Source organism: Polaribacter sp., assembly GCF_049276715.1.
GTDB lineage: Bacteria > Bacteroidota > Bacteroidia > Flavobacteriales > Flavobacteriaceae > Polaribacter.
In genome coordinates this window covers 82,661-105,292 of the sequence record NZ_JBASWY010000044.1, presented here as the reverse complement: position 1 = coordinate 105,292, position 22,632 = coordinate 82,661, and the positions used below count along the sequence as shown (strand labels likewise).

The following is a 22,632-nucleotide window of genomic DNA, read 5'->3' as shown; positions in this document are numbered from 1 at the left end:
TAAAAATAGTGTTTTAATCAATTTAATTTTAAAAATGATATATGATAATTAATTCCGAAGTTGATAAAAGTGCTACTTAAACTACCTCCTTTAGCTTTTACATAACCTCCTGCAGCTCTAAAATCTAAGCTATTATTTAGTTTGTAATTAAAGCCAGCACTTGGTTTTAGAATTAAACCTTCACCAGTACTAATATCTCCACCACCAGCTGCACCTGCTAAAGCTTGTGCAAAAATGGTCATTTTATCATTTAAAAAAGGATTTGTATTAGCACCCAAACCAACAATTCCTTCTGCATAAGCACCTGCATTTCCAAAATTTGCAAACGATGTTTGACCAGCTAAGTATATGTTTTTATTAAGATTTAAATTAACTTGAAGTGATATTTGGTGTAAATCTTCTGTGGGCTGTCCATCTCTTTTTGCATTAAAATAGACATCTTGTTTTACAATCACGTCTAAACCTTTAAACTTTCCTTCAGAGTAAGAATGATCATTAATTACTCCATTTCTTTCCACGTAATATTTTAGACCAACTCCAAAAGAAGACGTGTAAAAATGTGAATTAGGAGACATCACAAAACCTTTATTTACAGAGATAAAAATATCATTAAAAATTCTTTGTTCAATTGATAAGTCTGGATAAATTAAAAAACCACCTTGTGTATCAACACCACCTCCACCACCTGCACCAGCTCCAAATTTCGCTAAAATATTTGTGCTGTTTTTGTTGAGTGATAAATGATAACCACCTCCTAAAAAAACATCCATATAACCTGCTTTTATGCCATCAAAAGCACCATCTACTTTTACGAAAGCAAACCAGTTTTTCGCAAAATAATTAGCTATTTCAAAACCAGCTAATTTTATTGTTTTTCCGTTATTAATACCTTGGGTATTTCCATTTATTTTTAACGTATTCAAATGAAGCATTAAGGATGTTCTTTTGGAATTTACATTCCAATCTGATTTCTTTAAATCAATTATTTCAAATTCATTTTCTGATGCCTCAAAATCAGCGTAATCATAATCCAAAGGAATCTCTAAAGCAACATTAAATTGATGACTTTTTATCTCTCCACCATCAAAAAAGTTTACATAACTCCAGCCAGAATTTACAGAGAAATGTTTAAAATTATAACCTAAATTAAAGTGAGGCAAAATAAAAGCTCCACCACCATCTGGAGCTCCTGCACCACCACCACCACCAAAATGGAAACCAGAATCTATATAAAAACTTTCGCCTAAATATTTTTTTATTCCTGCATTTACTCCCAAAGTAAAAAAGCCACCTCTATTACCTGAAACTGCTCCATAAATTCCTAAACCAGCATAAGCCCAATCGTTTAACATTAAGTTATAATGAATACCTGTAAAACCCATATTTTTTTCATTGGGAATATCAGTTTCTGGCATATCAATAGACAAGAAATCTAATTTTCCGAAAGCTTCTTGAGTTTTTTTCTTTGGAATTTTATCAACTTGAGCGACTAAACTTTGAATACAAAGTACGATTACGAGTAATAATAAAAACTTTTTCATATTGAAGTTATCTTTTTTGAATTGTAATAATTACAGTTTTAGAAGTTGGAGTATTGCTAATATTTGCAGTGCTTTTTATAGGAACTAACACGTTTGCTTCTGGGAAATAAGTTGCTGTGCATTGTTTTGGAATACTGTAAGGAATTGCTAAAAATCCTTTTGCTTCTCTAGTTTCATTGTTAAAATGGCTAGTTAAATCTACCAAATCTAATTTATCAATTTTTAGATTTTTCATATCCTCAGGATTCATAAAAATAACTCTTCTTTCATTTAAAACTCCTCTATATCTATCATTTAAACCGTAAATAGTCGTGTTGTATTGATCGTGAGTTCTAATCGTCATCATTATAAATTGATTGTTTTCTAAAACAATATCTGAAGGTAAATTAACGCTAAAATTTGCTTTTCCATTAGAAGTATCATCATAATTATTATCTCTTACATTATTGGGTAAATAAAAACCACCTTTTTGCCTTACTTTTTGGTTATAATTTTCAAAACCAGGAATTGTAGCTTCAATTTTATCACGAATAAAATCGTAATTAGAAACTAATTTTGTCCAATTAGTGGTGGAGTTTTTTAAAGTTGCATTTGCTAAACCAGCTACAATTGCAGGTTCGCTTAACAAATCTTCAGACAAAGGTTTTAAATGCCCTTTCGAAGAATGTACAACTCCCATAGAATTTTCTACAGAAACAAACTGTTCTCCACCATTTTGATAATCTTTTTCAGAACGTCCTAAACAAGGTAAAATAAGTGCTTTTTTTCCATGAATTAAATGGCTTCTGTTTAGTTTTGTTGATACATGAACGGTTAAATTACAGTTGCGTAAAGCATCTGCTGTGTATTCTGTATCTGGAGTTGCTGAAACAAAATTTCCACCCATACCAATAAACACTTTCGCCTTTTTATTGTGCATAGCCTTAATTGAATCTACTACATCTAAACCATGTTTTCTTGGTGCTTTAAAACGAAATTCTTTTTCTAAACTATCTAAAAATTCGTGTTGTGGTTTTTCCCAAATTCCCATAGTTCTATCTCCTTGAACATTAGAATGACCACGAACTGGACAAGTGCCAGCACCTTTTTTTCCAATACTACCTTTTAGGAGTAAAATATTTACGATTTCTCTAATATTATCGACTGAGTTTTTATGTTGTGTTAAACCCATAGCCCAACAAATAATTATCTTTTTGTTGTTAATAATTAAGTTTGCAGCTTCATTAATTTGTTCTAATGATAAGCCAGTTTGAGGTAATAAATAATCGATAGAATAAGTTTCTAAATCGTTTAATAAATCTTCAATTCCGTAAGTTTTTTTTGTAATAAAATCGTAATCGAAAACAGTGTAAGGAAAATCTTCTTCGTGTTTCACCATCAATTTTAAAATGATTTTTAACAAAGCAACATCCCCATTAATTTTAACTTGTAAAAACAAATCGGTTAACTTTTGCCCAGAACCAATCCATTTTAATGGGTTTTGTGGGTCTTTATAGTTCATTAAACCTACTTCTGGCAGTGGATTTATCGTAATTATTTTACTTCCTTTTTTCTTTGCATCACTCAAAGCATTTAACATTCTAGGATGATTTGTGCCTGGATTTTGCCCAATAACAATTATTAAATCTGTATGGTTAAAATCGTCTAAAGTAACAGAGCCTTTGCCAATACCTAAAGTTTCTGAAAGAGCAGCTCCACTAGATTCGTGACACATGTTAGAGCAATCTGGCAAATTGTTTGTTCCAAATTGTCTTACAAAAAGTTGATACAAAAAAGCGGCTTCATTACTGGTTCTACCAGAAGTATAAAAAATGGCTTCATCAGGAGAGTTTAAAGAGTTTAACTCTTCTCCAATCATTTTAAAAGCTTCTTCCCAAGAAATTTGTTTGTAATAATTTGCACCTTCAGGCAAATATACAGGATGCGTAATTCTACCTTTTTTGCCAATTTCGTAATCTGATAGTTTTGAAAGATTACTTACTGAATAAGTTGAAAAAAATAATGGAGAAACTCTATTTTTAGTAGCTTCTTCTGCAACTGCTTTTGCACCATTTTCACAGTATTCTGCTAAAAAAGCACGTTTTTCATCTGGATCTGGCCAAGCACAACCTGGACAGTCGAAACCATCTTTTTGATTTAGTTTTTTTAATAAACCAATACCTTTTACGATGCCTATTTCGTTTTTAATATGATTGAAAGAAGATAAAATTGCTTTAAAACCAACAGAAGATTTAGGAATCTCTTTTAATTCTATTTCTGTTAAATTTTCTGGTGGCTGAGCATTCGTTTTTTTAGACATTTATTAAAGTATTCATATAATTAGGATTAGAATAAATTGTCATTTTTCTTTCTCTAGTAAAACCTATTAAGCAAATTCCAAACTCTTTAGCAAAATCTACGGCTAAAGAAGAACAGGCAGAAACAGCAACAATTATCGGAATTTTAGCTATAAAAGCTTTGGTTACAATTTCGTATGAAACTCTGCCACTTACAATTAAAAAGTTCGCTTTTTCTAAGTTATTTTCTATAAGTAAATTTCCGATTGTTTTGTCTACAGCATTGTGTCTTCCTATGTCTTCTTTAATACTTAGCAATTGTTTTTTCTTATCAAAAATAGCAGCTGCATGACTTCCACCAGTTAATTTAAAAGTATCCTGAAATTTTTTCATTTCCATGAACATTTCATGAATTTCTTCTGCATTAAAGTTTATTTCTTTTGATAGTTTTTCACCATCAACATGTATATCTTTTATTTCTTTTTTACCACAAATTCCACAAGAAGAAACTGAAAGCAATGTTCTTTTGTTAAGATACCCTTTTCCTAAGTCTGTCTCTAGAATTTCTGCATTTATGATTAGATTAACCTGAGCATCACTTTTAATAATTTTTAGAATAAGTGGTTTCTCTTTTTTATAAATATCTTCTGCAAATAGCAAACCTCTAATTAATTCGAAATCGTTTCCAGGAGTTCTCATTACAATAGTATAGGCTTCGCTATTAATATTTATTTGCAAAGGAGCTTCTAAAACTAAAGAATCATCAATTAATAATTGTTGATTATCAGTAATTTTTAACCCTTGATAGCTTGTAGATTGCATGAAATATTTTGTAAAACTTTCTTTACAAACTTAATCAAAAAACTTGTAGAATAAAAAAAGTCTCGATATAGAATCGAGACTTTACTCTTTAGCGTCTTATACCCCTAAAAATAAAACACATAAAGCTTGAGCAAATATAACTAAATATTTTAGTAAAGAAAAAATTAAACTAAAGAATTTTATTAACAATTTATATTTTTTCGCATACAATTACTTTCAAAATATTTTTAAGATTAGTTGTAAAAAATAAGTAGTTAAAACCACCTTCTTTCAGGTTTGTTTCTTTTCTAATTTGTGCTACAGTTTTAGGGAAATTTCTTGTGGTAATGTTTGCTTTTTTATCCAAGAATAAATTTTTCAGGTTTTTTTTATCGTAAGAAATAACATTTAAAATTTTAAAAATTCTACCTGGAAAATCTATCATTTTTTCTGATGTGTATAAATGAGAATGTTGATGAAGTTTATAGAGATTTAATTTTTTTGATATTTGATAAAAACCACCAGATTTTAAAATGGCCGAATTTGGTTCGTACAAATAGGAGAGAGGCTCTGAATACTCAGATATTACCTCTTCTAAATAAGGAAAGTCAAAGGTTTCTGATAAATGCTTTTTAAAGTTTATTGTTTTTATTTCGATACTTTTTTTATACTCTTTTTCTAATAAAAATAGGAGTTCTTTCACCTCATTATCTATAGCAACAATATGAATTTCCTTTACATTTTTTAAGTCGTTTATAGTGTTTGTAATGTCTAAAATGGGAGAAACTTTAATAAGAATTTTAGACGCTTTAGAAAAGAAAAAATCAATTTTTGGGGTGATGTTTGGTTGGCAATCTTTTAATAAAAATACTTTTCCTTTTGCATCATTTCTTCTAGATGGATCTATATAAATGCAATCGAAACTATTCTCAGTATTTTTTAAAAAATCAAATCCATTACCAGAAAAAGTATCAATGTTTTCTGCACCTAATTGTTGATAATTGTGCCTTACAATTGTTGATAACTCACTATTTATTTCGCAATGAAGTACATTGGTAAATTGTTTTGAAAAGTAAAACGCATCTATGCCAAAACCTCCGGTAATATCAATAATTGAGTTTCCTGAAACGATTTTCGATTTGTATGCTGCAGCAATTTCAGAAGATGTTTGCTCAATGCTAATTTTAGCAGGATAATAAATATTTTCAGTACAAAACCAAGTAGGAAGTTTTTGCTCAGATTTTTGCTTTGCTATGATTTGATTTGCCAATTCTTGCACAGAAATAGCATCAAAAGGACTGCCTTTTAAAATCAGTTTTGTAATATCAGATTTTAAGTTATCGTTGATAAATTGTTGAACTTCTGGTTGTAAAACTGCTTTATTCAAAAGAAATTAAATGTCTTTGGTTAATGATTTTACAATCTTGTTTTCCGATAAAAATTCTTTTAAAATAACTTTTAAAGCAGTGTACGTTGGCACAGCAGTGATCATACCAACAATTCCAAACAAAAGACCACCAATAATTATAACTAGAAAAATTTCTAAAGGATGTGATTTTGTAGTTTTGGAAAAAATTATCGGCTGGCTCACAAAATTATCTATTAATTGAGCTATAAAATAACCTATCATAATATATATTGTTGTTGGTAATATTTGCGATTGAAAGTCTAACTCAATATTACTAGTCATAGATAAAACGCTCATTAAAATAGCCCCAATTAATGGGCCTATATAAGGTATTAAATTTAACAAAGCACAGAGAAAGGCAATTACAACAGCATTTTTAATGCCGAAAATTAGTAAGATAATTGTGTAAATAACAAAGAGTATGGTGATTTGAAATACAAGACCCAGAAAATATCGAGATAAAAGATGATTAATAACCTCTAAAGACTTTGAAAACCGATTTTCAGATTTATCTGGTATTAATGTTAATAATCCATTCTTTAATAATTGGCGATCTTTCATGAAGAAAAAAGTAATAAATAAAATAGAAAATAACCCAACACTTATAGAGCCTAGTGTAGATAAAATATCATTTAATAAATTTGGAATAGCTTCAAATTGCTTTAAGAATTTTATTTTTTTCATTTCCTTTAAAATATCAAATCCTTTTGCAGAAAAGTAATCCGTTATTTGATTAAAAATGTCTTGCATGTTATTTTGTAATTCTTCTACGTCTAAAAGAGATAAACTTTTACCTTGTTCTGTTATTAAAGGTATAAAGAGTAAAATAATTCCAGTTAATAAGCTAAGCATTAAGAACATAGTAGTTACCACTGCCATCGTATTTGGAAACCTGAATTTTTTTCTTAAAAAGTAAATAATTGGTCTTGCAATTAAAGATAATATTGCAGCAATAATAATATAAATAATTACAGACTGAATTTTTATTAAAAAGTAGCCAAGTAGAAATACTCCTAGAATAATTGCGATTGCTCTTAAAATTCCGTTTGCTATTGTTTTTGATGTCATATTTTATTATCCACTAAAATTTAAATAAGTAAATCGTTGTTCATAGATTAATTGTATCCTTTTACTTCTCCCATACTTAATTTACCTCCATTTTCAAATGTGTGGTTTGTTGGCAATAAAGCACCACTTTCTGTTGTAATCCAATCTTCCCAAGTTGCAGGAGTTCCATTCATTCTGCCATTTTTTAGATACATTTTGTAACTTTTAGGAACATAATTTTCATCTAAAAGCCAAACATAACTATCTCCAGGAGTTGTGCCTCCAGTTGTGTAAGTAACTCTTAAAGCTTGCTTTTCATCTACAATTTCTATATTTCTTAGAACACCATCATCAAATAATTTATGAGGTGCAACCAACCAAAAAGAGTCGTTATTAAAAATATCCCATGCTTTTTTTACAATAATAGAATCTGCTTTTTCAGATTGATTTTCGTTAAAAAACACCATGCTTTTTTCTATTTCTTGCGGATATAAATTTACACGAATTGAATCCCAAGAAACATCTACAATATGTTTTTCTTTGTTCCATTTAAAAGATCTTCTGCCTGCAAAACTCCATTCTAAAACCTTTGTTTTTTGGTAAGCTTCATGGTTTATGGCTTTTAAAATATTGTTAGCAAGAATATTAGCCTCTTCATTATAGGCTTTTATATTTCCCATAGGAATTTCCATTCCAAATAATGAGAGGGTATGCTTTGTAGGTAATTTTAAACCAGCTTCAGTGTTTTTCCATCCAGACCAAGTTGCAGAAACTCCACCAATAGGAATAATGGATGTCCACATTTTATAAGAAGTAGGGAAGTAGTTTTCGTCTAAAATCCAAAGATAAGAATCTCCAGGAGTTGAGCCACCAGAAGTATAAGTAACCATTAAAGCATCTTTGCCTTGGTAATTTACAATGCTTCTTTCTGTTCCAGCATCAAAAATTTTATATGGAGCCACTAGCCAAAAAGAGTCGTTGTTAAAAAAATTGAATGCTTTTTGAACTATTTCTTTGTTTTCAGTTTTTTTATTGTTGATAAAAACTTCTGATTTTGAGGTGTCTTTCGTGTTTAAAATTACCTTGTTTTCATCCCAAGAAACTTCAACAATATTTTTTTGTTTATACCACTTATAAAAATGTACATTTCTAAAACTCCACTCTATAACCTCTGTGTTTTCAAAAGATTCGTGGTTTATTGCATTAAACATTTTAATTGCTAAACCATCTGCTTCTATTCCTTTTTTGCCCTTTGGTACATCTTCATTATTTATGAAATAATAAACAGTAACAAAACCTATAATTAAAAGGATGATAACTCCCAAAATCTTTAAAAACGTCTTCATAAAAAAATGATAATTTAAATAGCTAATTTATCACTTTTTAACGATTCCTTTATTTATTTTGATGATAATAATCTAAAACGTGTTTTGGAATTTCCATCTGTTCCGGTTTTCCTTTATCAGGAATTGGGTATTCTGCCACTTGTTTTATAGGCACTAAACCCGCCCAAACATTTAAGTCATAATCATCTGGTTCATCTGCAACACCCACATCTCTAATTTTTGCTGAGGCAGTTTCTATAGTCATTTCAATGGTTAAAGTTCTATCGAATTCAGCTTGGTTCATTTCTCTGATTCCATTCCACCTTCCTTTCATCATGTGTTCCATAAAACAAAAAAGCGCGTCATCTTTTTCCTTTTTTTCTTCTAATTTTCTTACAGACCCAAATAATGTTGCAGATCTATAATTTACTGAATGATGAAAGCCAGATCTTGCCAAAACCAAAGCATCTAAATGCATTACTGTTATGCTCATTTCACCAGCTTTTAAAAGTGATATTAACATTCTGTTGGCATTAGAGCCATGCAAAATAATTTTGTTATCCATTCTGCCATAAGCCATAGGAATTGTAATTGCTTTACCTTCAAAAACATAACCCACATAGCCAATAAAACTTGCATCTAAAATGGAATTTATTTTTTCTACATCGTAAGTTGCTCTGTTTGCACCTCTTTTTATTCTGTTTAATTTTGATTGTTTGTATTCTTTCATTTTATCGATTTTGAGGGTTACAGTTTTTATATTTTTCTGATTTTATTTTAGCTAATTCTAAATCTTTAGGTTTGTAAACTTTTTTTGTTGATGCTGGATATTTCTCAATCATTTTTGATGGACGAATTGGACGTGGAACAAAATTACCAAAACAACTTGGACAAACGTTTTCAAAAATTTCGATTGCGCAACTTTTACAATAAGTACATTCGAAAGAGCAAATCATTGCTTCATTAGATTTATTTGGTAAATCTTTATTGCAATGTTCGCAATTGGGCTTAATTTGTAACATTATAAATGGTTTTTATTTAAAATACTCATGTTGTAAGTCGACCAATAGGCATCTTCAAATTTTACGTTTTCTTTTAATAATCCTTCAATTTCGAAACCACAATTTTTATAGCATTTTATGGCTTGCAGATTAAAGTCATATACACCCAAATCTAACCGATGTAATTTTAGTTTGTTAAATGCAATTTTTATAAGTTCATTAATTATGTGAGTTCCAAAACCATGATTTCTATATTTTTTATCACCAATGAGTACTCTACAAATTCTTGAATTTTTACTTTTAAAATTAATATTATTTAATTCTGCATGTCCAATAATTTCTCCTGTTTCTACATTTAAAACTTTATAAATAATTCTGTTTGATGCATTTAAATAATGGCTTAACTGATTATTTGTAATAGGAAATGTAAAAAGGTCTGCGCTAAAAATTATCATTTCTTCTTCGGTTTGAACCCAATTTATTAATCTAGAAAAATCTGAGTTTTCAAAAGGTTCAAGTCGAATCATATGAGTTGTTTATGAGTTAAAAGTAGTATATTTATGGACTTCTAGAATCGTCCAGAATAAAAATAAATAATAGTCCAGTTTATGTTTCCTTATAAAACAAGCATTCAACTAAATAGAAAAAAAGAACAAGCTTTATATTTGCAATTGGCAAATCAATTTATCAACTTGATAAAAGAAAGAAAGTTGTTGCCCAAAACCAAATTACCTGGTAGTAGAACATTGTCTGAACTGTTAGAAGTACATAGAAAAACCATAGTAGCTTGTTATGAAGAACTGCATTTACAAGGTTGGGTTGAGAGTGTTCCTAAAAAAGGAACTTTTGTACATGGAAATTTGCCAGAATTACAGCAACAAGATTTTCTAGAAAACAATGTTATTTTAAATCTAAAAAAATCAGGATTTCAATTTTATAAAGATGCTAGTTTAAATCGAAAATATTTTATACCTCAAGAGGGTTTTATGTATTTGAATGATGGCATTTCTGATGCAAGATTAACCCCTACAGAAGATTTAGCAAGAATTTATAGACGTATTTGTAGCAGAAAAAATATCTACAAAGACATGTCTTATGGATCACTTTTTGGAAATGAAAAGTTGCGAATAACGTTGGCTAATTACTTAAATAAAACTCGTGGATTAAACATTGATAAAGAAAATATACTAATTACAAGAGGCAGTCAAATGGGCATTCATTTAGCTGCTAAGTTATTATTAAAAGAGGATGATAATTTAATAGTTGGCGAAACAAATTATGCATCTGCAGACACTTCTTTTTTGCAGCAAAAAGTAAATTTATTACGAGTTTCTGTGGATGAAAATGGATTGGTTACAGATGAAATTGAGGAAATTTGTAAGAAAAAATCAATAAAAGGGGTTTATGTAACTTCTCATCATCATCATCCAACAACTGTAACTTTATCAGCAGAAAGAAGAATTCATTTATTAAATTTAGCTCAGAAATACAATTTTGCCATTATTGAGGATGATTACGATTATGATTTTAATTACAATCATTCTCCAATTTTACCTCTTGCAAGCCATGATACGAATGGAAATGTAATTTATATTGGTTCTGTTTGTAAAACTGTTGCTCCAGTTTTTAGAATTGGCTACTTAATTGCCGCAAAAGAATTTGTAAATGAAGCTGCAAATCAAAGAAGATTTATAGATAGGCAAGGAGATGCCTTGTTAGAATTAACTTTCGAAGAGTTTATAAAAAATGGTGATTTAGACAGGCATATTAAAAAAGTAATGAAAGTGTATAAAACAAGAAGAGATTTGTTTTGCAAACTTTTAATTGAAAACTTTACAAATATTTTATCTTTCGAAATTCCGAAAGGAGGAATGGCTGTTTGGGTAGCATTATACAAAGAATATTCTTGGAAAACGGTTTCAGAAATTGCTAAAAATCATCAATTGGAAATAGGTGAATGGCAACGTTATGACAATGCGAACATTGGTCATAATTCCATAAGAGTTGGTTTTGCCACTTACAATGAGGAAGAAATTTATGAGTTGATTAACAGAATGAAAAAAATATTTACAGAACTTTCATCTAAAGTTCTGTAAATATTTATTTTATTAGTTATCTTTTTTATACCCTTTTGGTCTTTTAGAACGAATAGGTGCTTTTGGTTCGGGTTTAGGGAAAAACTCATTTGTTTTTAATAAACGCAAAGCTTCTTCAATTGCTCTTTCTAACTGTGGGTCTTTTCCTTCCAACACTTCTTTTGGAGTTTGGTGCACTTCAATATCTGGAGCAACTCCTTCACCTTCAACAGCCCAATTGCCATCAACATCGTAAAAACCACCTCTTGGAGCAACCATTCTTCCACCATCAATAAAACGTGGAGTATCCCAAGTTCCAACCAAACCTCCCCAAGTTTTTGTACCTACTAAAGGCCCTAATTTTTTCTCCTTAAACATATAAGGTAGTAAATCTCCACCTGAACCTGCTCTTTCGTTTATAATCATCACTTTTGGTCCCCAAATTCCAGCCATTGGTGTTGTCCAAGGTCTTCTGCTTTCAGATTTAGAATTAAAATAACCCACTACTTCTCTAGACATGATATCAATCATATAATCTGCAGCAGAACCACCACCATTATTTCTCTCATCAATGACAACTCCTTTTTTATCTTGTTGAGAAAAATAATATCTATTAAAAGAAGTAAAACCAGGATTGCTTGTATTCGGAACATACACATAGGCTAATTCTCCTCCAGAAAGTTGATCGACTTTTCGTCTGTTACCTTCTACCCAATCAACAGAACGTAAATCTCTTTCACTTGAAGTTGGTGTTATTAAAATGGTTCTTGCATCTTTTTCTAATGGTTTGCCATTCACTTTTATGTAAATTTCTCTACCTGCAGTTTGTTCTAATAATTGATAAGGATTCATGTTTTCTTTTAACAAAACACCATTGATTGAAATTAAATAATCGCCTTCATTTACATTGATTCCTGGCAAACCAAGAGGAGCATCAATATTCGGATTCCAACGTTCTCCTTTGTATATTTTTTTAAATTGATAAAAACCGTCTTTTTTTTCTAAATCTGCCCCTAACAAACCAACAGGAACTCTGCTTACATCAGGATAATCTCCACCAGAAACATACGAATGTCCAATTGCAACTTCACCACTCATAATATCTACCACATAATTAAGGTCAGATCTGTGTTTTACATCATCAATCCAAGGTGAATACCATTCATAAATATCATCCCAAGGAGCTCCATGAACATTGTCTACATATAAAAAATCGCGCATAAAACGCCAACCTTCTTTAAAAATTTGATGGGCTTCAGCTTTCGGATCTACTTGAATTTTTAGGTCTGTTTTTAACGATTCTTTTCCTTCTTTTTCGCCTTTTGTACTAGACAAACTCCAATTGCCTCTTTTAGAAAGTAAGATTGAATTTCTATCGAAAGAAGCGTTCATAGAAGAAACACCTGTTGCAAATTCTGATGCTTTTTCTTTTTCGATATCATAACTATGAACGGTTAAACCAGGAGTATTTGGAATCGATTCTGCAATAAATATTTTGGCTTTTGGACCTTCCAGTAAAGCCACATAATTTCTTAAAGGTAGCTTTAAAGGAACAGCTCTATTAAACAAACCGTTTTCATCTATAACTGTTTTGTTGTCTGTTTTTTCTTTTTCCGATTTTTTATCGTCTTTATTTTCTTCCTCTTTTTTTAATTCTTCTTCGTCTGTTTTTGGTAAAATCGGTGCTTTATCATTGGCACTTAAAACCACAGCATATAAAGCTCTTGTTACACTTGGGTCGTAAGAACTCATGTCTAACCAACCTGTTTGTAAACCATAATCTGTGCTTGCTAAAGTGTAAATATATTTACCAGAAACATCCCAAACAGGCGAAATTGCATCTGCAATTGGGTCTGTAATTTGCACAATTTTTTGGGTACTTAATTGGTATGCAAAAATTGATTTAAAATTGGAAGCATTTTGCTTAGCATAGGCAATCCAATCTCCATCAGGAGAAAATTTCGGATTCATTGTTCTGTTTGGATGCGCATAGCTATCAGCATCAACTTTTGTAATTTTTTTGGTTTCTGTATTGATGAGCCAAATCACAAAATTGGTATCAGTATATGCTATATGTTTTTCGTCTGAAGACCAATCTGGTTGAAAATAAAAAGTAGGATTTGGTAATTTTATAAACTCTTGGTTTTCGCCATCTTGATTTGCAATTACCAATTCATACTCACCATTTTTGTCAGAAAACCAAGCTACTTTATTTCCTTTTGGAGACCAAATTGGAGAACGATCTGCCACTCCAGAAGAGTTGGTTAAATTTCGCCAAGTACCATTTTCTTTAGGAATTGTAAAAATTTCTCCTCGATATTCAAAAATAGCTCTTTGCCCATTTGGAGAAACATTTGGGTTTGTTAAATCTCTACCTGAAACGTTCATCCATCTTACTCTAGAATAGTTTAAATCTCCTTGAACAGTAATGTTCATTTGATTGGAAACTTTGGTTTCTGGGTTTAACATGTGTAAATAACCCCCTTGTTCATAAACGATTCCATTTTCATTGGCATCTATATTTTTAACATCAAATTTTTTATGAAACGTAATTTGTTTTTCTTCTTTTGTTTGGATGTTGTACGACCAAATATTGGCAGTGTAATCTCTTTCAGAAATGTAAAAAACATCACCTTTAAACCAAACAGGATTTACATGTCTTTCGCCATCTAATTGCGGTGTTTTCATCAATTCTTTGGTTTTTAAATCCACAATCCAAATGGGCATTGCTTGTCCACCTCTATAATTTCTCCACTCTGCATCCCAACTAGTAATGGGTGTATACGCAATGTATTTATTGTCATCAGAAATTTGTCCGTAAGCAGCTCTTGGAATTTCAAAAGCTTCTGGCATGCCACCTTTTGTGGAAATTGTATAAAATTTATTGGTTTCTGTTGGTCTGGATTCTCTGTCTGAACGAAATAAAATTTTTCCATCAGGTGTCCAGCCTTGCACATAATCTCTAGCTGGATGATAAGTTAATCTTTTAGGCTCACCACCATTTATAGAAACTAAAAATACATCTGTATTTCCATCATATTCTGCTGTAAAAGCAACCCATTGGCCTTCTTTTGAAAAATGCGGATCAGATTCATTTCCAGTATCGCTTGTTAAACGAATTGCATCACCACCATTTAGAGGTACTTTCCATAAATCTGCGCCATAAACAAATACAATATCTGATTTAGAAAGAGTTGGTTGCCTTAATAAACGAGTGTTTTGTGAAAGACTTGTATATGAAATGAAAACTGTTAATAAAATGAGTATTTTTTTCATGATGATAAAGTTTGAGTTTCGAATTTTAAAGATAAAAAATCAATTTTACATTATTGATTTTTAAAAATTTATTGATGAATTACTTTGCAAATAACTGACTCATATCTTTAAATGCTTTGAATTCTAGAGCATTATTTTCTGGGTCGTTAAAAAACATGGTGGCTTGTTCACCTACTTTTCCTTGAAAACGAATTCCAGGTTCAATCACAAATTTAGTATTTGCAGCTTTTAATCTTTCTGATAGAGTATGCCAATCTTCCCAAGTTAAAACAACTCCAAAATGTGGAACAGGAACATCATGCCCATCCACAGGATTTGAAATTCTGTTTGCTTTAAAATCATCTTTTTGATGAATAACTAATTGATGACCAAAGAAATTAAAATCTACCCAATGATCAGAACTTCTGCCTTCTTCGCAGTTTAAAATATCTCTATAAAAGGTTTTGCATTTTTCTAAATTTTGTACTGGAATTGCCAAGTGGAATGGTTGTGTCATTGTTTGATTTTATTATTATAATTTAAAAATTTAATAAACTAAAATTTGCTTACCATATTCATTTAAAAGATTATTTATTTCATCAACTTTAAAAGTATATTCAAATTCACCAATTTCATCCAAAGCTCTCATTGCATGATTAGAGCATCTATCAGAAAATAAAATTATATGTTCTTTTTTAAATTTAAAATCTAGATATTCAAAAGAAGACATAAAAGTATTTTTCAAACAATTCTCCAAAAGTTCTATCCTATCCTCTATATCATTTTCTAAAGTACTTGAAATCTGCTCTTTTTTTAATTTTCCAATAGTTGTTTTTAGAATATTCTTTTTTTGAATATTTAATTTTTCTAAAAATAATTTTTTCCCATTTTCAGTTAATATAGAATCTAAAACAATCTTATTTCCATTTAACAAATCAAAATTATAAGAAATTGAATATTCTTCACAATAAGCTCCACAACCTTCTGTATCAAATGTGACTGAATATAATTTAGAATTTAAAATATTAATTTTATATTCTAAGAAAGAAAGTGATGGCATTCGATTTTCCTCAGTACTCCATTTATTTTCAAAAATACTTTGATGAGGTTTGTTAATATCTAAATCTAATAAATCATTAATAATTTGAGAGTTTATTTTAACTGATATTTCGTTTTTACCCTCCAATATTGGAAATTGATATTGATTATTAGAAAATTTTGTATTTATTTCATTTATTGTTTTAATAGAAAATTTTTTTATTTCCTGGCTTTTACAGCCTATTAAAAATAATAAAATAGATATTATGATTAACTTCATTTCCAATTTTAATTTAAAACCCAACAGCTGCATCATCACCTCTTTTATCTGCTCCAGCTTCTAATTTTCCATTTGGTAAAACTAAAATTGCATCAACTCTTCCAATAATTAAAGAGTTTCTTTCTAGTATTTGATAGCCTAAAGATTCTAGTTTTGCTTTTGTTTTTTCATCAAATCCATTGGGTTCCATTGTTATTTGGTCTGGTAACCATTGATGGTGAAAACGTGGCTGATTTACAGATTCTTGCATGCCCATATTATAATCTACCACATTTAAAATATTTTGCAAAACAGAAGTGATAATTGTGGAACCTCCAGGAGTTCCTAAAACCATTTTAAGTTTTCCATCTTTTTCTACTATAGTTGGTGTCATTGAACTCAACATCCTTTTTTCTGCTTCAATTGCGTTTGCTTTTGAGCCAACCAAACCATACACATTAGGCACTCCAGGTTTGCTAGAAAAATCGTCCATTTCGTTATTTAAGAAAAAACCAGCACCTTTTACCAAAACTTTTGAACCATACCCAGTGTTTAAAGTAGTGGTTACAGAAACTGCATTTCCAAATTGATCTACAATTGAATAATGAGTGGTTTCATCACTTTCATAGCCTAAGATTTTACCTTGAGAAACTTCTGATGAAGGTGTGGCTTTATCCCAAGAAAAATTGCCCATTCTTTTGTTGATGTAATCTGTGCTTGTTAAACTATCTAAAGGGACTTTTACAAAATCAATATCACCTAAATAATGAGCTCTGTCTGCATAACTTCGTCTTTCAGCTTCTGTTATTAATTGAATGTATTTTGTGGAATTATGCTCAATTTCAGACAAGTCATAAGATGCTATAGATTTTAAAATTTGTGCCAAACAAACGCCTCCACTTGCAGGTAAAGTCATAGAAGTAATGTTGTAATCTTTGTAAGAAAACTCAATTGGTTTTCTCCAAATAGCTTGGTATTTTTCTAAATCTTCGTGTGTTATAATTCCACCTAATTCTGTAACGTAATTCACTAATAAATTAGCAGTTTCGCCTTTGTAAAATCCGTCTTTTCCAAAATCTCGAATTCTTTCCAAGGTTTTTGCTAATTCTTCTTGTTTAAAAACATCGCCTTCTACCCAATCTTTTTCAAAAATAGTTTGGTAATTATTAGCAGCTTTAAATTCGGCTTTGTCGCTGTTTAAATCTTCTGCATCTAATTTTGTGATACTGAAACCGTTTCTTGCCAAATCAATAGAAGGTTGAATTAAATCTTTAAAAGGCAAACTCCCGAATTTTTTATAAACTTCAAAAATACCAGCTACAGAACCTGGAATACCAACTGCATGTGCCCCTAAAACACTTTTATTTTCGATCACATTTCCTAGCGAATCTAAATACATATCTTTATGAGCAGAAATAGGTGCTTTTTCTCTAAAATCTAGAGCGCCTTTTGTACCATCATTATTTCTATAAACCATAAAACCTCCACCTCCAATATTCCCAGCAACAGGATACACAACTGCCAATGCTAAATGAGTTGCAATCATTGCATCATAAGCATTTCCGCCTTTTTTTAGGATCTCTGAACCAATTTTGGAGGCTTCGACTCTAGCAGAAACAACCATTGCTTTTTCTGCAATTAAGCCTAAGGTTTTTTCTTTTTTACAAGAATAAAATATTGATAAAAAAAGGATGACTAAAAGTGTGTATTTTTTTTTCATATTACTGACTGAATTTCTTTTAATTTCTGATTTGAAAATTCAATTAAATTTGGAAAGAAAAGTATAAAATCTTCTTCAAATTCTGATTGTAATTCTGTTAAATCTTCAATGGCCAAATCCATTTGCGATTTGCCTTTTGTTCTGTTGTTCATTCCATTTAAAACTTTGGCAATTCCATCTTTAAATTGATAATTGAATAAGATGTTATATTCGATCATATATTTAATAAATTGTTGAGATTTTAAAGGTAATTCTGATGATTTTCTATCAAACAAATCATAGATAGATTTTGTATAAATATCTAAAGGAATGGCTGAGTATTTGATCCAGTTTTTTGCTAAAAAATAATCATAAAAAATATCGATAATTACGCCATCATAATGTCTGTAACGTTTGTGTAAACGTCGTTTACTTTTTCTTACGATTTTGTGTGCATCTGTAAAAGTATCAATTTCTCTGTGGAGAAAAATTCCTTGCTGAATTTCAGCATTAAAATGAGTAAAATTATTTCCTCGAACATGATCTGCAATAAAATTACCAATCATAATGTTGGTGTTATTTTGAGATAAGTAGAGGTGTGCTAGGAAATTCATTTGATAAAGATAAGTTATACTAATTTAGCTATTTTTTTTTATCATTTTTAGTTACGATGTTATAACCAATCTTCATTAATATAAAACCTAAAATGGGGATTAATAAATAAACTCCTATTAATATTAAGTCTTCATTCATAGAGCCATGTATGCTTCTAGTTTTACCCCTGAATCTCATTGAACCTCCTCCAATTATTATAAAGCATAATAAACCAAGAAACATCAATGAATAACCAAATACTTTCTTTATCAAACTTAATTTATCCACTTTTTAAAAATAAAGAAAAAACCACAACAATTAAGTTGTGGTTTTCTAAATATCTATAAATCTAAGATTCTAATAATCTAATCTAGTTATTTAACATCACTGGCATTACCAACATTGTAACTTGTTCGCCTTCGTCAGTCCCATCAATAGGTGTTAAAATTCCAGCTCTGTTTGGTAAAGACATTTCAATTAAAACCTCGTTCGAATTCAAGTTATTTAACATTTCACTTAAAAAACGAGAGTTGAAACCAATTTGCATATCATCTCCTTGGTAATCGCAACTTAAACGTTCATCTGCTTTGTTAGAAAAATCTAAATCTTCAGCAGAAATATTTAATTCTGTTCCTGCCATTTTTAAACGAATTTGGTGTGTAGTTTTGCTAGAGAAAATAGAAACACGTCTTACAGAGTTTAAGAAAGAAGCTCTGTCAACAGTTAATTTGTTTGGATTTTCTTTCGGAATTACAGCCTCGTAATTAGGATATTTTCCATCAATTAATCTACAAACTAAAACCACATTATCAAAAGTGAATTTTGCGTTGGCATCATTATATTCAATAGTAACATCAGTTTCAGAACCACCCAAAATACCTTTTAATAAATTTAAAGGTTTCTTTGGCATAATAAATTCTGCAGTTTGATCTGCAGTAACATCTGTTCTAGAATATTTTACCAATTTATGAGCATCAGTAGCAACAAACGTTAAACTTTGAGAGCTAAACTGAAAGAAAACGCCACTCATTACTGGACGTAAATCATCATTTCCAGCAGCAAAAATAGTTTTCGAAATTGCAGTTCCTAAAATATGAGCAGGAATAACAGTTTTACTTGGCGAAGGCAAAGAAACCGCTTTTGGGAATTCGTCACCACCAAAATAAGCCATGTCATATTTTCCTTGGTCAGAAATAATTTCAATTTTACTATCACCTTCAGTTTTAAACGTTAAAGGTTGATCAGGAAAAGTCTTTAAAGTATCTAATAATAAACGAGCAGAAACTGCTATAGAACCTCTGCTATCTGTTTCTACATCTACCACAGAACTCATGGTAGTTTCCAAATCTGATGCTGAAACTTTTAATTTGTTTTCAGACAATTCAAATAAGAAATTATCTAAAATTGGCAAAGTGTTGTTGCTATTAATTACGCCACCTAAAACCTGTAATTGTTTTAGAAGTTGTGAACTTGATACAATAAATTTCATTGATTTTTTTCTTAATTTTAGAAATACAAATATAACCTTAATAAGCGACTTTAAAAATTATTTTATTAACAGGTTATGAGCATTTTCCTCTATGCATTGTAAAACGTTATAATTATGTTAAGAGCTTATTTTTTACTCATTAAAAACCTACATTTGCTTGTTATCAACTATTTAAAATGAAGAAAACTTTACTTTCAATTTCAGTATTTTTACTGATTTCTATAGCTGTTTTTGCTCAAAAACCAGAAAAATTAACCACAAATCAGATTTACGAGAAAATTCAAAAACTAAATTTTTTAGGAACAGCTTTGTACATTGCTGCGCATCCAGATGATGAAAACACACGTTTAATTGCCTATTTAGCAAATAATGTAAAAGCCAGAACTGGTTATTTATCTTTAACTAGAGGAGATGGAGGACAGAATTTAATTGGTCCAGAAATTAGAGAATTGTTGGGCGTTATTAGAACTCAGGAATTATTAGCAGCTAGAAGTATTGATGGTGGAGAACAGTTTTTTACAAGAGCCAACGATTTTGGATATTCGAAACATCCAGATGAAACTTTAGAAATTTGGAATAAAAAGGAAGTTTTAAGTGATGTAGTTTGGGCAATTAGAACCTTTAAGCCAGATGTAATTATCAATAGATTTAACCATAGAACTCCAGGTTCTACACATGGTCATCATACGACTTCTGCAATGTTAAGTATAGAAGCTTTTGATTTGGTAAACGATAAAACTAAGTTTCCAGAACAATTAAAATTCACCAATGTTTGGCAACCAAAACGTTTGTTTTTTAACACATCTTCATGGTTTTATAGAAATCAAGAAGATTTTGAAAAAGACACAAAAGGTAAGTTAACAACTCTTGATGTAGGTGTTTATTATCCTTTAAAAGGTTTGTCTAACAACGAATTAGCATCTATGGCAAGCAGTCAGCATTTGTGTCAAGGTTTTGGAAGGTTAACTTCTAGAGGAGAACAAAATGAATATGTTGAGTTTTTGAAAGGGGATGAGTTAAAAGATAAAAACGATATTTTTTCTGGAATTAATACTACTTGGAATCGTTTAAAAGGTGGAGGAGAAATTGGTGAAATTTTATATGATATTGAAGATAATTTCGATTTTGTAAATCCGTCAAAGCACATTTTAAAATTGATGGAAGCTTACAAAATGATTCAAAATTTAGAAGACAATCATTGGCGAGAAATTAAAGAAAAAGAACTCAAAGAAATTATAGAAGCTTGTTTAGGTTTGTATTTAGAAGCATCTGCAGAAAGTTCATCAGCAACTCCAAATAGTAACATAAATGTTGATTTTGAACTCATAAATAGAAGCGATGTTGATGTTCAGCTTATTTCTTATGAAACTTCTCATTCAGGAAAAAAAGAAATTAAAGAGATTCCTTTGGCAAACAACAAAGAAGCGAATATAAAACAGTCTGTTTTTATTTCTTCGGATGAAAATTATACGAGTCCTTATTGGTTAAATTCAGAAGGAACTTTGGGGATGTATAAAGTGGAAAAACAGCAATTAATTGGCTTGCCAGAAACTCCAAGAAATATAAAAGTAAAGTTCAATTTTTTGATTGAAAATACGCCTATTTCATTTATCAAAGATGTGATTAGAAAATATGCAGAAAGTGATAAGGGAGAAATTTATGAGCCCTTTGAAATTCTACCTTTGGTTACCACAAAACTAAAAGACAAAGTCCTTATTTTTTCTAATGATAATGCAAAAAAGGTTGCTGTAGAAGTCAGAGCAGGAGCAAACAAAGTTTCAGGAAAAGTAAGTTTGAAAGTTCCAGAATTGTGGACAGTTTCGCCTAAAGAAATTGACTTTGTAATTCAGCAAAAAAATGATAAAAAAGTGGTTGAGTTTTTAGTAACTCCTCCAAAAAATCAATCTGAAGGAAAACTGGAAGTTGTTGCAACTTCAAATGGTAAAGCTTACCAAAAAGAGTTGGTTGAAATCAATTACAATCATATTTCAAAACAATCGGTTTTATTAAATTCTGAAGCTAAAATAGTTCGTTTAAATATTAAAACTTCAGGCACAAATATTGGCTATATTCAGGGAGCAGGCGATGCTATTCCAGAAAGTTTACAGCAAATTGGGTATTCTGTAGAAGAGATAAATCCTGAAGAAATTAATGCGAAAAATTTATTAAAATACGATGCAATTGTTCTTGGAATTAGAGCTTATAATGTAGTTGATGAGTTAAAATTTAAGCAAAAATTTCTATTAGAATATGTAGCAAAGGGAGGAAATATGATTGTGCAATACAATACAAATAGAGGTGTTGATATTGGAGCTCCTTTTAATTTAAAGTTAGGCAGAGATAGAGTTACAGATGAGTTTTCAGAGGTTCGAATTTTAAATGAAAACAACCCAATTTTAAACTATCCAAACAAAATAACTCAAAACGATTTTAAAGGTTGGGTGCAAGAAAGAGGTTTGTATTTTCCTGAGGAATGGAGTGCAGAATATACTCCTATTTTATCTATGAATGATAAAGGAGAAACACCCAAAAATGGAAGTTTACTAATTGCGAAATATGGTAAAGGAAATTATATGTATACAGGTTTAAGCTTCTTTAGAGAAATGCCTGCAGGTGTTTCTGGAGCTTATAAATTATTTGCAAATATGTTATCTGTTGGCAAAAATTAGTTTAAAAGTTAGAAAGTTAGAAAGTTAGAAAGTTAGAAAGTTAAAAATTTTGAAAGTTTGTCATTCCTGCTTAGGCAGTAATCTAAAATTTGGTGTTTAATAAACTTTCAATTTTGTAGGAATGACAAAAAGTTGGCAAATTAGTTTAGCCCAGA

Annotated in this window: 17 protein-coding genes; 2 read left to right on the top strand and 15 right to left on the bottom strand. The window is 30.2% G+C overall.

What is annotated here, in order from left to right; all coding sequences use genetic code 11:
• Nucleotides 1-17 precede the first annotated feature (17 nt).
• The 9 genes from WAO74_RS11390 to WAO74_RS11350 form a co-directional block, all read right to left on the bottom strand.
• Entirely contained in the window at nucleotides 18-1,541 is a 1,524-nt protein-coding gene (locus tag WAO74_RS11390; RefSeq protein ID WP_422162221.1) for a hypothetical protein, read from the bottom strand.
• Nucleotides 1,542-1,548: 7 nt separating this feature from the next.
• Complete coding sequence (locus WAO74_RS11385; protein ID WP_422162219.1) at nucleotides 1,549-3,840, bottom strand: FdhF/YdeP family oxidoreductase; 2,292 nt, start codon at nucleotides 3,838-3,840, stop codon at nucleotides 1,549-1,551.
• Nucleotides 3,833-4,639 (bottom strand): formate dehydrogenase accessory sulfurtransferase FdhD, encoded by an 807-nt coding sequence (fdhD, locus tag WAO74_RS11380; protein WP_422162217.1) that lies wholly within the window; start codon nucleotides 4,637-4,639, stop codon nucleotides 3,833-3,835. The genes WAO74_RS11385 and fdhD overlap by 8 nt, the downstream gene beginning before the upstream one ends.
• Before the next feature lie 190 nt (nucleotides 4,640-4,829).
• A complete protein-coding gene (locus WAO74_RS11375) occupies nucleotides 4,830-6,005 on the bottom strand; it encodes a class I SAM-dependent methyltransferase (RefSeq protein WP_422162215.1) in 1,176 nt (391 codons plus the stop codon).
• A gap of 6 nt (nucleotides 6,006-6,011) precedes the next feature.
• Entirely contained in the window at nucleotides 6,012-7,094 is a 1,083-nt protein-coding gene (locus WAO74_RS11370; protein WP_422162213.1) for an AI-2E family transporter, read from the bottom strand.
• A gap of 47 nt (nucleotides 7,095-7,141) precedes the next feature.
• The gene (locus WAO74_RS11365; RefSeq protein ID WP_422162211.1) at nucleotides 7,142-8,419 is read right to left on the bottom strand and encodes a hypothetical protein; all 1,278 of its coding nucleotides are present in this window, start codon (nucleotides 8,417-8,419) and stop codon (nucleotides 7,142-7,144) included.
• Between the two features lie 49 nt (nucleotides 8,420-8,468).
• On the bottom strand, nucleotides 8,469-9,128 hold the full coding sequence (locus WAO74_RS11360) for a pyridoxamine 5'-phosphate oxidase family protein (RefSeq protein WP_422162209.1): 660 nt from the start codon (nucleotides 9,126-9,128) through the stop codon (nucleotides 8,469-8,471).
• Nucleotide 9,129: 1 nt separating this feature from the next.
• Entirely contained in the window at nucleotides 9,130-9,420 is a 291-nt protein-coding gene (locus WAO74_RS11355; RefSeq protein WP_422162208.1) for a DUF1272 domain-containing protein, read from the bottom strand.
• The gene (locus tag WAO74_RS11350; RefSeq protein ID WP_422162206.1) at nucleotides 9,420-9,926 is read right to left on the bottom strand and encodes a GNAT family N-acetyltransferase; all 507 of its coding nucleotides are present in this window, start codon (nucleotides 9,924-9,926) and stop codon (nucleotides 9,420-9,422) included. The genes WAO74_RS11355 and WAO74_RS11350 overlap by 1 nt, the downstream gene beginning before the upstream one ends.
• An 81-nt stretch (nucleotides 9,927-10,007) precedes the next feature.
• Here WAO74_RS11350 and WAO74_RS11345 point away from each other — a divergent pair, with 81 nt between their 5' ends.
• On the top strand, nucleotides 10,008-11,495 hold the full coding sequence (locus tag WAO74_RS11345; protein WP_422162205.1) for a PLP-dependent aminotransferase family protein: 1,488 nt from the start codon (nucleotides 10,008-10,010) through the stop codon (nucleotides 11,493-11,495).
• Between the two features lie 12 nt (nucleotides 11,496-11,507).
• Here WAO74_RS11345 and WAO74_RS11340 read toward each other — a convergent pair whose 3' ends face one another.
• The 6 genes from WAO74_RS11340 to dnaN all read right to left on the bottom strand — a co-directional run bounded on the left by WAO74_RS11340 (nucleotide 11,508) and on the right by dnaN (nucleotide 19,808).
• The gene (locus tag WAO74_RS11340) at nucleotides 11,508-14,750 is read right to left on the bottom strand and encodes a S41 family peptidase (protein ID WP_422162203.1); all 3,243 of its coding nucleotides are present in this window, start codon (nucleotides 14,748-14,750) and stop codon (nucleotides 11,508-11,510) included.
• A 79-nt stretch (nucleotides 14,751-14,829) separates the two neighbouring features.
• Nucleotides 14,830-15,246 carry a VOC family protein gene (locus WAO74_RS11335; RefSeq protein ID WP_422162201.1) on the bottom strand — a complete coding sequence of 139 codons (417 nt, stop codon included), beginning with the start codon at nucleotides 15,244-15,246 and terminating at the stop codon, nucleotides 14,830-14,832.
• A gap of 30 nt (nucleotides 15,247-15,276) precedes the next feature.
• Nucleotides 15,277-16,047, bottom strand: coding sequence for a hypothetical protein (locus tag WAO74_RS11330; RefSeq protein ID WP_422162200.1), 771 nt, complete (start codon nucleotides 16,045-16,047; stop codon nucleotides 15,277-15,279).
• 13 nt (nucleotides 16,048-16,060) lie between these two features.
• Nucleotides 16,061-17,746 (bottom strand): gamma-glutamyltransferase, encoded by a 1,686-nt coding sequence (gene ggt, locus WAO74_RS11325; protein ID WP_422162198.1) that lies wholly within the window; start codon nucleotides 17,744-17,746, stop codon nucleotides 16,061-16,063.
• Complete coding sequence (locus tag WAO74_RS11320) at nucleotides 17,743-18,339, bottom strand: ACP phosphodiesterase (protein ID WP_422162196.1); 597 nt, start codon at nucleotides 18,337-18,339, stop codon at nucleotides 17,743-17,745. The genes ggt and WAO74_RS11320 overlap by 4 nt, the downstream gene beginning before the upstream one ends.
• Before the next feature lie 350 nt (nucleotides 18,340-18,689).
• Nucleotides 18,690-19,808: a DNA polymerase III subunit beta gene (gene dnaN / locus WAO74_RS11315; RefSeq protein ID WP_422162194.1), complete on the bottom strand. Its 1,119-nt coding sequence runs from the start codon at nucleotides 19,806-19,808 to the stop codon at nucleotides 18,690-18,692.
• 176 nt (nucleotides 19,809-19,984) lie between these two features.
• On the opposite strand from dnaN, the gene WAO74_RS11310 reads away from it, so the two are divergent.
• Nucleotides 19,985-22,477, top strand: coding sequence for a PIG-L family deacetylase (locus WAO74_RS11310; RefSeq protein WP_422162192.1), 2,493 nt, complete (start codon nucleotides 19,985-19,987; stop codon nucleotides 22,475-22,477).
• The last annotated feature ends 155 nt before the right edge of the window (nucleotides 22,478-22,632 follow it).